Source organism: Azospirillum sp. NS33 (assembly GCF_059703765.1).
On sequence record NZ_BAAKJB010000001.1, the window covers coordinates 341,751 to 355,409 of the forward strand.

Genomic DNA, 13,659 nt, shown 5'->3' on the forward strand with positions numbered 1-13,659 from the left:
GCCCGGCCTACGCCCCGGGCCGCAGCAGGCCGATGATGTCCTTGACCTCCGCCAGATGGGTCTCGGCCAGCGCCGCGGCACGCTCGCCGCCCTTGCGCAGCAGCCGGTCGATCTCCGCCTTGTCGCCCATCAGCTCGTTCATGCGCGCGGTGATCGGCGCCAGCTGGGCGACCGCCACGTCGACCAGCGCCCCCTTGAAGACGGAGAACTGGGCCCCGCCGAAGCGGGCCAGGGTGTCGGCCCGCGATTCCCCGGCCAGGGCGGCGTAGATGGTGACGAGGTTGTCGGCCTCGGGCCGGGACTCCAGCCCCTCGACGCTGTCCGGCAGCGGCTCGGGGTCGGTCTTGGCCTTGCGGATCTTCTGGGCGATGGTGTCGGCGTCGTCGGTCATGTTGATGCGCGAGTACTCGGATTCGTCCGACTTGCTCATCTTCTTGGTGCCGTCGCGCAGCGACATCACCCGGGTGGCCTCGCCGAGGATCTGCGGCTCGGGCAGCGGGAAGTACTCCACGTCGTAGCGGCGGTTGAAGGCGCCGGCGATGTCGCGGGCCAGTTCCAGGTGCTGCTTCTGGTCCTCGCCCACCGGCACGTGGGTGGCCTTGTACAGCAGGATGTCGGCGGCCATCAGCACGGGGTAGGCGTAGAGGCCGAGATTGGCCATGTCGCGCTGCTTGCCAGCCTTCTCCTTGAACTGGGTCATCCGGTTCAGCCAGCCGATCGGCGTGTGGCAGGACAGGATCCACGACAGCTCCGCGTGCTGGGGCACGAAGGACTGGTGGAACAGGGTGTTGCGGTCGGGGTCGATGCCGGCGGCGATGTAGGCCGCGGCGACCTCGCGGATGTTGTTGCGCAGCACCTCCGGCGCCTGATCCTGGGTCAGGGCGTGCAGGTCGACGACGCAGAAGATGCACTCGTACTGGTCCTGCAGGGCGACCCAGTTGCGCAGCGCGCCGAGGTAGTTGCCGAGGTGGAGCTGACGGGTCGGCTGCATGCCGGAGAAGATGCGGTTCAAGGCACTGTCCTCGCGCGTCTGTCGCGAATTCCTGGGAGGCGGCTGTTATCGCGCCGCCACGGCGGCGGGTCAAGCCGCGCGCGACCGCCTCACCGGCCGCGCCGGAGCAAGGCTCTGACCTCGCCCAGGCCGGCCGCCCCGATGCCGTGGGCGAGCGCGGCGTAGAACACCCCGCCGCCGGCCACCAGGAGCGCCAGGGCAGCCAGGCGGACGGCGCCCGACGCCGCGAACAGCCAGGGGTCGAGCAGCGCGGCCCCCGCGGCCAGCGCGGCCCCCAGCGCCAGCGCCGCCAGGGCGATCCGCGGGGCGCGCCGCCGCGCCCGCTGGTCGATCTCCAGCAGGCCGCGGCGGCGCAGCGCCCGCGCCAGCAGCGCCACGTTCAGCCAGGCCGTCAGGCCGGTCGCCAGGGCGATGCCGACCTGCTCCAGCGCGAACAGCAACGCGAAGGCCAGCAGGCCGTTGGCCAGCGTCACCGCCACCGCGATGCGCACCGGGGTGGCGGTGTCCTGGCGGGCGAAGAAGGCGGCGCTCAACACCTTGGTGACCACGTAGGCGGGGATGCCGACGGCGTAGGCGGCCAGGGTCCAGGCCGTGGCCCGCGCCTCGTCGGGGCCGAAGGCGCCGCGCTCGAACAGCACGGCGACGATGGGGTGGCCGGCGGCGACCAGGGCGGCCGCCGCGGGCAGCCCCAGCAGCAGGCTGAACTCCAGCGCCCGGCTCAGGTCGTGGCGCGCCGACTCGCGGTCGCCGGCGGCGACGTGGCGCGACAGCACCGGCAACAGCGCGGTGCCGATGGCGATGCCGATGATGCCCAGCGGCAGCTGGTTGAGCCGGTCGGCGTAGTAGAGGTAGGACACCGCCCCCGAGGGCAGCAGCGACGCCAGGATGACGTCGACGAACAGGTTGATCTGCATGACGCCGGCGCCGATCGCGCCGGGGCCGATCAGGCGGAACAGGCGGCGGATGGCCGGCGACAGGCGCGGCCGCGGCAGGCGGACGGCGATCCCCGCGGCGTGGCACGCCCAGGCCATCCAGGCGAGCTGCACCACCCCCGACACGGTGACCCCCACCGCCATCGCCGTGCCTCGGTCGAGGTCCAGCGCCGGCGCCAGCAGCAGGGCGGCGATCAGCGTGAGGTTGAAGGCGATGGGAGCGGCGGCGAACGGGCCGAAGCGGCCCAGCGCGTTCAGCACGCCCCCCAGCAGGGCCACCACCGACACCAGCATCAGGTAGGGGAAGGTGAGCCGCGCGTAGCCGACGGCCAGCGCGAACTTGGCGGGCTCGTCGGCGAAGCCGGGCGCCAGCAGCACCATCGCGTGGGGCATCGCCACCACGGCCAGAACGGTGAAGGGGACCAGCACGCACAGCAGGACCGCCAGCGCCTCGCCGGCGAAGGCCACCGCCGCCGCCCGGCCGTCCCGTTCCAGGCGTTCGGAGAACAGCGGGACGAAGGCGACGGAGAACGCCCCTTCGGCGAACAGGCGGCGGAAGAAGTTGGGCAGCTTCAACGCCACGAAGAAGGCGTCGGCCACCGGCCCCGCCCCCAGCAGGGCGGCGGTCAGGATGTCGCGGACGAAGCCGGCGACCCGGCTCAGCATGGTCAGGCCACCGACGGTGGCGACGGATCGCGCAAGGCTCATGGGGCCGGGGGTATAGCCCGGCCCCACCTGGATGGAAAGGCCGTTACTGGCCCTCCTCGCCGATCACCGCGTCCTCGTCGCCCTGGTAGGCGAAGGTGGGCATGCCGCGGATCTCCTCGGCGTCGCGGTCGGCCATCAGGGTGCGCTCGCCGGGGCGGACACGAAACGCGTCCAGCGGCACCCGGACCATGCGGTCGTTCTCCGCCAGGGTCAGCACCAGCGCCTCGGGCTGGCCGTCGTCGCCACGCAGCACGTCGCGCACGTCGCCGATCACCTCGCCCGACCCGGTGCGCACCGAGGTGCCGATGGCGTCGCGCGCCTCGCCGGCGAAGGCGGCGGGGTCGAGCGGCTGGCCGGCGGCGGCCACCTGCTCGCCGCCGGTGGCGCCGCTGCCGGACCCGGCCGATGCGGAGCCGCCGGCGGTGGCGCCCTCCTCCTCGGGCGGCCGCACGACCACCACCTCGGCCCCGCCGGTCGCCGGCGGCTGCACGGTCACCTCGGCCTCCGCCGCGCCGGCCTCGGGTGCGGCCTCGGGTGCGGCGGCCACCGGGGTTTCCGTCGCGGCGCCGGGCATCGGGGGTGCCGGTTCGACGACGGCGGTCTCCTCCTCGACGACGGCCGGCGCCTCCGACACCTCGGTTTCGTCGCCGCACGCCGCCAGCATCAGCAGCGCGGCCGAGCCCATCAGGGCGGCGCGCCACGGCGATCCCTCGCGTTGGTGGATGGCGTTCATCGGGTTCCTCGCGGTCTGTCAGGGTGGGATCGGCCGGCGTGACGCCGTCGCCGATCCCCCGCCTCAACCGAACCGCGCCAGGGGGGTTCCATCGGCGCACCCGCCCCGCGGCCAACCGGCCCCGCCAGGGGACGCCAGCCCCCTACGGAAGGGCAACGCCCCGGGAGACCCGCGGGAGCCTCAGCCGGCCGCCTTGGCGGCGCGCCGGCTGGCCGCCACCTTGGCCCGCACGGTGCGGCTGCCGCGGTGCTGGGTCGGCGTCTCGCCGGCGGGGTCGGCCAGGGCGTGCAGCAGGCGTTCGCGGACCTGGGCCAGCTTCGCCTCGTGGCCGACCTTCAGGCCGAACACGTCCTTGACGTAGAACACGTCGATGGCCTTCTCGCCGTAGGTGGCGATCTTGGCCGAGGAGATCTGCAGGGCCAGGTTCGACAGGGCCCGCGTCAGGTCGTACAGCAGCCCCGGCCGGTCGCGGCCGTTGACCTCGATCACCGTGTGGGTGGTGGAGCAGTTGTTGTCGATCAGCACCCGCGGCGGCACGTGGAACACCCGGGTGCGGCTGGGTTGCGAGGTGCGGCGGTCGCCCAACTCGCGCAGCGGCTTGAGCTGCCCGCCCAGCACCTTCTCGATGGTGACGGCCAGCCGGGCCAGCTTGTCGCCGCCCTCGAACGCGCCGCCGCCGGCGGCGTCCTGAACGGAGAAGACGTCGAGCGCCATGCCGTTGGTCATGGTGAAGATCTTCGCGTCGACGATGTCCGCCCCGCACGCCGCGAAGGCGCCGGCAAGGCGGGAGAACAGGCCGTGGTGGTCGGTGGTGTAGATCGTGACCTCGGTGATGGCCCGGCTGCGGTCGACCCGCGTCTCCACCGTCAGCGGGCGCCGGTCGCGTTCGGCGCCGCGCAGCATGCGGGCGTGGTAGGCCAGGGTCTCCCGCTCGAAGGTCAGCCAATAGGCGGGGTAGCCGAGAGCGACGTGGCTGTCGAACTCGTCGCCCGTGAAGTCGTCGAGCAGCTCGCGCAGCGCCCCCTGGACGGTGGCGATGCGCCGGCTGCGCCCCTCGGCGGAGAAGCCGCCGGTCATCAGCTCCTCTGAACGGTTGTAGATCTCCCGAAGGAGCGTCGCCTTCCAGTTGTTCCAGCGCCCCGGCCCAACCGCCCGCACGTCGCAGGCGGTGAGCACCAGAAGAAGCCGCAGCCGCTCCGGCGACTGCACCAGCGCGGCGAAGTCGCGCACGGTCTTGTCGTCCTCCAGGTCGCGCTTGAAGGCGGTGAAGGACATGGCGAGGTGCCAGCGCACCAGCCAGGCCACCGTCTCCGTCTCCTCCGCCGACAGGCCGAGGCGCGGGCACAGCTTCTCCGCCACCCGGGCGCCGAGCACGGAGTGGTCGCCGCCCCGCCCCTTGGCGATGTCGTGCAGCAGCAGCGCCACATAGAGGGCGCGGCGCGACACCACCTTGTGGATGATCTCGCTGCTCAAGGGCAGCTCGCCGGCCAGCTCGCCGGCCTCGATGCGGTGCAGGATGCCGATGGCGAACAGGGTGTGCTCGTCGACGGTGTAGACGTGGTACATGTCGTACTGCATCTGCGCGACGACGCGGCCGAAATCGGGGATGAAGCGGCCCAGCACGCCGGCCTCGTTCATCCGCCGCAGCGCCAGCTCGGGATCCTTGCGGCCGGCCAGCATCTCCAGGAACAGCCGGTTGGCCTCGGGGTCGTTGCGCACCTTGGGGCCGATCGCCCCGAGGGCCCGGGTGATCGCCCTGAGCGCGTTGGGGTGGATGTCGATGTCGTGCTGCTGGGCGACGTGGAACAGCCGGATCATGTCGACGGGCTGTTCCTTGAACTGCTTGTCGTGGCGCACGTTGAGCCGCTCGCCGTCGACGACGAATCCTTCCACGTCGCGCCGCCGCGCCACGGCGGCCAGGCGCAGCAGGTTGAATCGCGGCGGCCGCTTGGATTCCGCCTCCAGCGCGGCGCAGAAGATGCGGGTGAGGTCGCCGACGTCCTTGGCGACCAGGAAGTAGTGCTTCATGAAGCGCTCCACCCCCTTGGTCCCGGCGTGCTCGGTGTATCCCATGCGGGCGCCGATCTGCGCCTGGACATCGAAGGTGAGGCGGTCCTCCATGCGGCCGGCGAGGTAGTGGAGGTGGCAGCGCGCCGTCCACAGGAAGTTCTGCGCCTTGGCGAACCGCTGCGCCTCCTCGGGCAGCAGCACGCCCTTCTCCACCAGCTCCTCCACCCCCTCGACCCGGTAGAGGTATTTGGCGATCCAGAACAGGGTCTGCAGGTCGCGCAGGCCGCCCTTGCCGTCCTTCAGGTTGGGCTCCAGGACGTAGCGGCTGTCGCCCAGCTTCTGGTGGCGGCTGTCGCGCTCCGCCAGCTTGGCCTCGACGAACTGCGGGCCGGTGCCGGCGACGACCTCCTTGTCGAACCGCTTCTTCAGCTCGGTGCACAGCTTGCGCTGGCCCCACAGGAAGCGCGCCTCGAGCACCGCGGTGCGGATGGTGATGTCGGCCTTGGACTGGCGGATGCACTCGTCGACGCTGCGCACGGCGTGGCCGACCTTGATGCCGAGGTCCCACAGGATGTAGAGCATGTACTCCACCACCTGCTCGACCCGGGCCGTGCGCTTGTAGGGCAGCAGGAACAGCAGGTCGATGTCCGACGACGGCGCCAGCTCGCCGCGGCCGTAGCCGCCGGTGGCGGCGATGTCGAACTGCTCCCCGGTGGTGGGATTGGCGCTGGGAAACATGTGCGTCACGGCGAAATCCGCCAGGGTGCGCACCAGCCGGTCGGCGAGGTAGCAGTTCTGGCGCACGCAGTCCTCCCCCGACCCGCCCGCCTCGAACCGCGCCCGCACCTCCTCGCGCCCGGCGTTCAGGGCGTCGCGCAGGCAGGCCATGACGTGGGGGCGCAGGGCGTCGCCGGTGCCGTGCTCGGCCACCAGGTCGTCGAGACAGCCGATCAGCTTGCGCCGGGAGATGATGGCGCGCCGGTTGGGGATCTCCGGAGCGGCGGCGGGCTCGGGGGCGGAGACGCGGGGAGACAGCATCGGGCGGACTCGCGCAGCGGGAAACGATCGACTCATGTGGGGCGCGCCGACCATACCCCCAACCGGCGGCCGACGCACGGAAGTCTCGCCAGCCATACCGAAACGCCGCCCCGCCCGCCCGTCGCGGCCGGCTTGGGAAGAGTGTTGCCTGCCCCTGGAAACGGCGCCGCGGGCAGGGTAGGATGCCGCGCATTTTTCGGTCGCACCCTCGACACAAGGCGTCGCATGCGCATTCTCGTGGTCGACGACTCCCGGTTCAGCCGAAGGGTCCTGTGCGATCAGCTCATCAAGCTCGGGCACGAGGTCACCGGCGTCACCCACGGCAGCGAGGCCCTGGTGCGCTGCCAGGAGGAGCGCTTCGACCTGGTGTTCGTCGACTTCAAGGCCGGCGACATGGAGGGGCAGGAGGTGTGCTGGCACCTGCGCTGCGGCCAGGCCGGCACCCACCACGTCTACCTCATGCTGATGGTGCCGGGCAGCATCACCAGCCAGTTCGCCGACATCATCGAGAACGGTGCCGACGAGCTGCTGCGCAAACCGCTCGACGAGGCGTGGGTGCAGGCCCGCCTGCTCGCCGCGTCCCGGGTGGTGCGGATGCAGCGGGAGCTGGAGCGGCTGGCGACCACCGACGGTCTGACCGGTGCCCTGAACCGCCGCCACTTCCTGGCGCGCGGGGCGGAGGAGGTGCAGCGGGCGCGCCGCCATGGCCGCGCCCTGGCGATGCTGATGCTGGACATCGACCATTTCAAGGCGATCAACGACACCCACGGCCACGCCATCGGCGACGATGCCATCCGGAGCTGCGTGCGGACCTGCCGGACGATGATCCGCCAGACCGACGTGCTGGGCCGGCTGGGCGGCGAGGAGTTCGCGGTCCTCCTGCCGGAGACCGACCGCCCCGGCGCCATGCTGGTGGCCAACCGGGTGCGCGGCGCCATGGCCATCACCGGCGTCCTGCTGCCGACCGGCGGCAGCTTCCAGTTCACGGTCAGCATCGGCGTCGCCCTGCTGCACGACGGCGACCAATCGGTGGAAACCGTGATGGCGCGCGCCGACGCCGCCCTCTACCGCGCCAAGCGTGGCGGCCGGAACCGGGTGGAGATCGAGGACAACGACGGCCCGCCGGCCGTGACGGTCACCTGAAGCCCGGGAAGGCGCTCCACCAGGTGGTCTGGCGCCGTTCCAGACGGCGGGCGTTGGCGCTGGCCCGGCGGTGCATCGGCAGCAAAGCCGCGCCGCCCAGCGCCGCCGCGGATTCCGCGAAGCGCATGCCGGCGGCGACCCCCGAGGTGAGGCTCTCCTCCATCCACCGCCGCTGCACCTCGATCAGGTCGAACGGGGTGCGGCAGGCGCCGACACCGCTCATCGCCATGGCCGCGGCCTGGGCCGGGCCGGTCAGCAGGGCCACCCAGGCGTCGTGCAGATCGGCGATGCCGGCGGCCAGCGCCGTGGCGGACTCCGCCGCGGCCTCCACCTTCTCGGCGCCCATGCGCACGAACTCCGGATCGGTCAGCGTCTGCGGGTCCTGCAGGGCGCCGGCCATCATCGCGGTGCGGTAGCCGATGGTCCGGGCCGCCGCCACGCCCAGCTCGCTCTGAATCGCCGCCGTGCGCATGAGATCGTCGACCATCGCCGTCAGCCGCCGCGCCGTCCTCGTCCGATCGGTGTCCCGGGATCCCGCCATGCCCATGCTCTCCTGTTCGGCGGTGCTCCGCCACGTCCGCGGTTGCGGAGCGGGGGACATAGACCAGCCGGCTCCGAAATGCAACGTCAGACCGATTTCAGCGCCCGGTCCAGGTCGTCGACGATGTCCTGGACATCCTCCAACCCCACCGAAAGGCGTATCAGCGCCGGTCGGATTCCCGCCCTCGTCTTGTCCTCGTCGCTGAGGCGGGCGTGGGTGCTGGTCGCGGGATGGGTGATGAGCGACTTGGAGTCACCGAGATTGTTCGAGATCAGCACCATCTTCAGGGCGTTCATCAAGCGGAAGGCCTCGGCCTTGCCGCCCGCGACCTCGAAGGACACCATGGTGCCGCCGCCGCCCATCTGCCGGCGCGCCAACGCGTGCTGGGGATGGCTTTCCAGCATCGGGTAGACGGTGCGGGCGATCTTCGGGTGGCCGTCGAGGAAGGCCGCCACGGAGGCGGCGGCCTGGGTCTGGGCACCGACCCGCAACTCCAGCGTCTCCAGCCCCTTGAGCAGCACCCAGGCGTTGAACGGACTGATGGTGGGTCCGGTGTTGCGCACGAAGGGGTGGATGACGTCGGCGCCATAGGCGGCGTCGGCCGCCAGGATCATGCCGCCCAGGCACCGCCCCTGGCCGTCGATGTGCTTGGTGGCGGAATAGACCACGATGTCGGCGCCGTAGGTGAAGGGCCGCTGCAGCACCGGCGTGGCGAAGGCGTTGTCCACCACCACCCGTGCGCCCGCGGCGTGGGCGAGGTCGCACACCGCCTGCAGGTCCACCAGCTCCAGCGTCGGGTTCGACGGCGTCTCCAGGAACACCATGGCGGCGGGCTCGGACAGGGCGGCACGCCACTGCTCCAGATCGGGGCCGTCCACCAGCACCGGCACGATGCCGTAGCGGGGCGCGATGGTCTTGACGATGTGCAGGCAGGAGCCGAACAGGCCCCAGGGTGCCACGATGCGGTCGCCGGCCTTGAGGTGGCACATCAGCGCGGCGAACACCGCGGCCATGCCGGTGGTGGTGGCGTAGGCCCAGGCCGCCCCCTCGTAGGACGCCAGGCGGTCCTCGAACATCGCCGCGGTCGGGTTGCGGAACCGCGAGTAGACGTGGCGCAGGCCGTCGGTCTGGAACGCCGCCTCGGCCTCCTCCGCCGCCCCGTAGACGAAGCCGGAGGTGAGGTACATGGCCTCGGCCGTCTCGTCGAACGACGAGCGCTGGATGCCGCCGTGCACGAGCTGGGACCGCGGCCGCAGGGCGCTGACGTCGGGTTTGCGATGGGACGGGGTGTCGGACGAGGGCATGGCCGCTGTCTCCTGGCGCCGGTGGGACCGTTGAGGTCGAGGCGCGGGACGGCCAGGACCACTTTAGCGGATTTTTTAACGTGGTCCGCAAGCCGGTCGGTCAAATCACCACGGGGTGAGGTTTTAGGACGGGGCCGCGGACGGCGTCAAGAGGCGTTCCGGGGCCGGCCCGGCCTCGGGGACGCACGCCCGGCCGGCGCCCCCGCGGCCGGCGCCCTCACCCGGTCGCCGCCAGCAGGCCGGTGTGGACCGGCACGTTGCGCACGCGCAGGCGCTTGATCCGGCGCGGGTCGGCCTCGACGATCTCGAACTCCAGCCCCGACGGGTGCTTGAGGAGCTCGCCGCGGGCCGGCACCCGGCCGGCCAGGGACACCACCAGCCCGCCCAGCGTGTCGATGTCCTCGCGCTCGTCCTCGGCCAGGACCGGGCCGACGCGCTCCTCGAAGTCCTCGATGGCCACCCGGGCGTCGGCCATCAGCGACCCGTCCGGCCGCTCGACGAGACGCGGCGAGCTGGCCTCGTCGTGCTCGTCCTCGATCTCGCCGACGATCTCCTCCACCAGGTCCTCGATGGTCACCAACCCGTCGATGCCGCCGAACTCGTCCACCACCAGGGCCATGTGCTGGCGGGTCTGGCGCATCTGCACCAGAAGCTCCAGGACCGGCATGGAGGGGGCGACGATCAGCACGTCGCGCACCAGTTCGCGCAGGGTGCAGCTGCGGGTGCCGGCGATGCAGGTGAGGACGTCCTTCATGTGGATCATCCCGACCACGTCGTCGAGCGTCTCCCGGTAGACCGGCATGCGCGAGTGCTGCTCCTCGGACATGCGCTGGATCAGGGTCGGGATCTCGGTGTCGACGTCGACGCCGATGATGTCGGCGCGGGGCACCATGACGTCGACGACGGTGCGGTCGCGCAGCTTGAGGATGTTGCCGAGGAGCGCGCGTTCGCTCGCCGCCATGGACCCTTCGGTCTCATCCTCCTCCTCGATCAGCTCCTCGATGGTGTCGCGGAGCGTCGTGTCGCCGCGGCCCCGGATCACGGAACGCAGCCATCCCCGGAAGAGATGGCCCAGCGAATTCTGGTCTTCGGCCCCGTCCTCACGGGGCATTCGACTGTCGGAGGTCTCGGTCATTGTCCTGGCGGTTGCGGTTGCGACGAAAGCGGCGGATCCGACGGTCCCGCGGGGGTGTCGGCATAGGGATCGGCGATGCCCAGCCCGGCCAGGACCGCCACCTCGCGGCGCTCCATGACCTCGGCCTCGGCGTCGTCCTCGTGATCGTGGCCGAGCAGGTGCAGGGTGCCGTGCACCACCAGATGGGCGAGGTGGTCGCGCACCGGCTTGCCCTGCTCGGTGGCCTCGCGGAGCACCGTCTCCCAGGCGAGGATGACGTCGCCCAGCAGGGTCGGCGCCGCCGGATCGGGGTCCGGCCCCTCGGCCTCGGTCAGGGCGAAGGACAGCACGTTGGTCGGCTTGTCCTTGCCGCGGTACTCGCGGTTGAGACGGTGCACCAGCGCGTCGTCGGCGAGCACCAGCGACAGCTCGGCCGGGCCGTCGCCGTCCCAGGCGGACGCCAGCGCGGCCAGGCAGGCGCGCTCGGCCAGCCACTCCGCACCGTCCGGCCAGTCGCCGGACTCGCGGGTGACGATGACCTCCACATCGCTGGCCGACGGTTCGCTCATCGCCCGCTCCCCGCCGCGCCCGCATCGCCGCCGCCGTCACCACTGCGCAGGCCCGCCGCAGGCCCGCCCTGGGCGCGGCCCTGGGCACCCTCGTGGCGGTCATAGGCGCGGATGATGCGGCTGACCAGCGGGTGGCGGACCACGTCGGCGTCGCTGAAATGCACGAACCGCACGCCCTCCACCGGCTGCATGCCGGGCCCACCGCCGAGGATCTGCACGGCGTCCTTGAGGCCGGAGCGCACCCCCGACGGCAGGTCGATCTGGGAGGTGTCGCCGGTCACCGCCATGCGTCCACCCTCGCCCAGCCGGGTCAGAAACATCTTCATCTGCATGGGCGTGGTGTTCTGCGCCTCGTCGAGGATGACGAAGGCGTCGGCCAGGGTCCGCCCGCGCATGAAGGCCAGGGGCGCGACCTCGATCTCGCCCGAGGTCAGCCGCTTCTGCACCTGCTCGGCCGGCAGCATGTCGTGCAGCGCATCGTAGAGAGGCCGCAGGTAGGGGTCGACCTTCTCGCGCAGATCGCCGGGCAGGAAGCCAAGCCGCTCCCCCGCCTCGACCGCCGGGCGCGACAGGACGATACGGTCGACCTGCCCGGTGGTCAGCATCGACACCGCCTGGGCGACCGCGAGATAGGTCTTGCCCGTGCCGGCGGGGCCCAGGCCGAACACCAGCTCGCACTCGGCCAGCGCCTGGAGATAGGTCGCCTGGGCCGGCGACCGTGGGGTGATGGCCCCCTTGCGGCGGGTGCGCACCGCGAAATCCGGCCGGCTGATGGCGGCCATCGCCTGGTCGCGCGCCTGCGGGTCGGGGGCGGCGGCCATGCGCAGAGCGGCGTCCACCTCCGCCGGGCCGACCGGCAGGTTGCCCTGCAGGCGGGCGTAGAGGGCGTCGATGGCCGACCGGGCGGCGTCGGCGGAACCCGCCGGCCCGGCGATGGTCAGGGCGTTGCCGCGCGAGATCAGCGACACGCCGAGCTGGGTCTCGATCCGGGCCAGATTCCGGTCGTGCTCACCATAGAGCAGCGGGACGAGGCGGTTGTCGTCGAAGCGGAGGTCGATGCGGTGGTCCGGCAGCGCGGTCAAGCCGGCATCTCCATGATCTGGTCGGCATCGATCGGTCCGACGCCGGGGCCGAAGCCGGCCCCGGAGGTGTGGATGCCGGTCGCCACGCGACCGGCGAGGCTGTTGGGGTGGGCCGCCTCCACCGTCACCAGGGCGACGCTGCCCATCAGGCGGGTGGCGGCCTCGGCGTGGACGGACTGCATATAGGGGCTGCGCCCCAGGAGCTGGCCGGCGCGCTTTCCCGGCCGGTCGAACAGCACCGGCACGGTGCGGCCGACGAAGCCGTGGTTGAACGCCTGCTGCTGGGCGTCGAGCAGCTGCTGCAGGGCGGCCAGCCGCTCGGCCTTCACGCCCTCCTCGACCTGGGCGCCCTCCGCCGCCGCCGGCGTGCCGGGGCGCGGGCTGTACTTGAAGGAGTAAGCCTGGGCATAGCCGATGTCGGTCACCAGGCGCAGGGTCGCCGCGAAGTCGGCGTCGCTCTCGCCGGGAAAGCCGACGATGAAGTCGCCCGACAGCGCCAGGTCGGGGCGCGCCGTGCGCAGCCGGTCAACCGTCCGGCGGTAGTCGTCGGCGGTGTGCTTGCGGTTCATCGCCGCCAGGATGCGGTCCGAGCCCGCCTGCACCGGCAGGTGCAGGTAGGGCATGAGCTGCGCCACCTCGCCGTGGGCACGGATCAGGTCCTCGTCCATGTCGCGCGGGTGCGACGTGGTGTAGCGGATGCGCTCCAGCCCCTCGATCCCCGCCAGGGCGCGGATCAGCCGGCCCAGCCCCCAGGTGCCGCCGTCCGGCGCCGTGCCGTGCCAGGCGTTGACGTTCTGGCCCAGCAGGGTGATCTCGCGGACCCCGCCCGCGACCAGACGCCGCGCCTCGGCCAGGACCTGGGCGGCGGGGCGGGAGAACTCGGCACCGCGGGTGTAGGGGACGACGCAGAAGGTGCAGAACTTGTCGCATCCCTCCTGCACCGCCAGGAAGGCGGCGACACCGCCCGGCGCGGCCTCGTCGGGCAGGAAGTCGAACTTGGATTCCGCGGGGAAATCGGTGTTCAGCACCGCACCGGCGGCGCGGTGGGCGCGCGCCACCATCTCCGGCAGGGTGTGGTAGGTCTGCGGCCCGAAGACGATGTCGACGAAGGGGGCGCGGGCGACGATCTCCTCGCCCTCCGCCTGGGCGACGCAGCCGGCAACCGCCAGCACCATGCGGCCGCCCTCGACGGTTTCCTTGCGGTCCTTCAGGACGCGCAGCCGGCCAAGCTCGGAGAAGACCTTCTCCGATGCCTTTTCGCGGATGTGGCAGGTGTTGAGAATCACCATGTCGGCGCCGTCCGGCTCGTCGACCGGTCGGTAACCCAGTGGCGCCAGAACGTCCGCCATGCGGGCGGAGTCGTAGACGTTCATCTGGCAGCCCCAGGTCTTGATGAAGAGTTTCTTGCCCAACCCCTTTCCTTCCGCGCCAATGACAACAGGCGCGCCAGCCCCCCTGCGCCAGCGCGCCGCG

Annotated in this window: 11 protein-coding genes and 1 riboswitch; of the genes, 1 reads left to right on the plus strand and 10 read right to left on the minus strand. The window is 71.9% G+C overall.

What is annotated here, in order from left to right:
* Positions 1-7: 7 nt before the first annotated feature.
* From trpS to AC6H2I_RS01600, 4 genes are all read right to left on the minus strand, one after another.
* Positions 8-1,012, minus strand: a complete 1,005-nt coding sequence (trpS, locus tag AC6H2I_RS01585) for a tryptophan--tRNA ligase (protein ID WP_497498786.1) — start codon at positions 1,010-1,012, stop codon at positions 8-10.
* Positions 1,013-1,101: 89 nt separating this feature from the next.
* Positions 1,102-2,652 carry a murein biosynthesis integral membrane protein MurJ gene (murJ, locus tag AC6H2I_RS01590; RefSeq protein ID WP_497498787.1) on the minus strand — a complete coding sequence of 517 codons (1,551 nt, stop codon included), beginning with the start codon at positions 2,650-2,652 and terminating at the stop codon, positions 1,102-1,104.
* A 43-nt stretch (positions 2,653-2,695) separates the two neighbouring features.
* On the minus strand, positions 2,696-3,385 hold the full coding sequence (locus tag AC6H2I_RS01595) for a PRC-barrel domain-containing protein (protein WP_497498788.1): 690 nt from the start codon (positions 3,383-3,385) through the stop codon (positions 2,696-2,698).
* A 180-nt stretch (positions 3,386-3,565) separates the two neighbouring features.
* Positions 3,566-6,433, minus strand: a complete 2,868-nt coding sequence (locus AC6H2I_RS01600) for a [protein-PII] uridylyltransferase (RefSeq protein ID WP_497498789.1) — start codon at positions 6,431-6,433, stop codon at positions 3,566-3,568.
* Between the two features lie 225 nt (positions 6,434-6,658).
* Between AC6H2I_RS01600 and AC6H2I_RS01605 the strand changes: the two genes are divergently transcribed.
* Positions 6,659-7,576, plus strand: coding sequence for a GGDEF domain-containing response regulator (locus AC6H2I_RS01605; RefSeq protein WP_497498790.1), 918 nt, complete (start codon positions 6,659-6,661; stop codon positions 7,574-7,576).
* Here AC6H2I_RS01605 and AC6H2I_RS01610 read toward each other — a convergent pair.
* The 6 genes from AC6H2I_RS01610 to miaB all read right to left on the minus strand — a co-directional run bounded on the left by AC6H2I_RS01610 (position 7,569) and on the right by miaB (position 13,598).
* Entirely contained in the window at positions 7,569-8,117 is a 549-nt protein-coding gene (locus AC6H2I_RS01610) for a phasin family protein (RefSeq protein WP_497498792.1), read from the minus strand. The two genes, AC6H2I_RS01605 and AC6H2I_RS01610, sit on opposite strands and share 8 nt — an antisense overlap.
* An 86-nt stretch (positions 8,118-8,203) precedes the next feature.
* Positions 8,204-9,421 carry an O-succinylhomoserine sulfhydrylase gene (metZ, locus tag AC6H2I_RS01615; RefSeq protein ID WP_497498793.1) on the minus strand — a complete coding sequence of 406 codons (1,218 nt, stop codon included), beginning with the start codon at positions 9,419-9,421 and terminating at the stop codon, positions 8,204-8,206.
* 42 nt (positions 9,422-9,463) lie between these two features.
* A riboswitch (SAM riboswitch) is annotated at positions 9,464-9,543 on the minus strand.
* Between the two features lie 95 nt (positions 9,544-9,638).
* Positions 9,639-10,556, minus strand: a complete 918-nt coding sequence (locus AC6H2I_RS01620; protein WP_497498795.1) for a hemolysin family protein — start codon at positions 10,554-10,556, stop codon at positions 9,639-9,641.
* Positions 10,553-11,104: an rRNA maturation RNase YbeY gene (gene ybeY, locus AC6H2I_RS01625; RefSeq protein WP_497498796.1), complete on the minus strand. Its 552-nt coding sequence runs from the start codon at positions 11,102-11,104 to the stop codon at positions 10,553-10,555. Before ybeY ends, AC6H2I_RS01620 begins: the two co-directional genes overlap by 4 nt.
* Positions 11,101-12,186 (minus strand): PhoH family protein, encoded by a 1,086-nt coding sequence (locus tag AC6H2I_RS01630; protein WP_497498798.1) that lies wholly within the window; start codon positions 12,184-12,186, stop codon positions 11,101-11,103. The genes ybeY and AC6H2I_RS01630 overlap by 4 nt, the downstream gene beginning before the upstream one ends.
* On the minus strand, positions 12,183-13,598 hold the full coding sequence (miaB, locus tag AC6H2I_RS01635; RefSeq protein WP_497498799.1) for a tRNA (N6-isopentenyl adenosine(37)-C2)-methylthiotransferase MiaB: 1,416 nt from the start codon (positions 13,596-13,598) through the stop codon (positions 12,183-12,185). The genes AC6H2I_RS01630 and miaB overlap by 4 nt, the downstream gene beginning before the upstream one ends.
* Positions 13,599-13,659 lie beyond the last annotated feature (61 nt).

Excerpts from the sequence above, each read along its gene's own strand:
- murJ (WP_497498787.1), bottom strand. The coding sequence starts at position 2,652 with ATGAGCCTTGCGCGATCCGTCGCCACCGTCGGTGGCCTGACCATGCTG.
- AC6H2I_RS01595 (WP_497498788.1), bottom strand. The coding sequence starts at position 3,385 with ATGAACGCCATCCACCAACGCGAGGGATCGCCGTGGCGCGCCGCCCTG.
- AC6H2I_RS01600 (WP_497498789.1), bottom strand. The coding sequence starts at position 6,433 with ATGCTGTCTCCCCGCGTCTCCGCCCCCGAGCCCGCCGCCGCTCCGGAG.
- AC6H2I_RS01605 (WP_497498790.1), top strand. The coding sequence starts at position 6,659 with ATGCGCATTCTCGTGGTCGACGACTCCCGGTTCAGCCGAAGGGTCCTG.
- AC6H2I_RS01610 (WP_497498792.1), bottom strand. The coding sequence starts at position 8,117 with ATGGCGGGATCCCGGGACACCGATCGGACGAGGACGGCGCGGCGGCTG.
- metZ (WP_497498793.1), bottom strand. The coding sequence starts at position 9,421 with ATGCCCTCGTCCGACACCCCGTCCCATCGCAAACCCGACGTCAGCGCC.
- AC6H2I_RS01620 (WP_497498795.1), bottom strand. The coding sequence starts at position 10,556 with ATGACCGAGACCTCCGACAGTCGAATGCCCCGTGAGGACGGGGCCGAA.
- ybeY (WP_497498796.1), bottom strand. The coding sequence starts at position 11,104 with ATGAGCGAACCGTCGGCCAGCGATGTGGAGGTCATCGTCACCCGCGAG.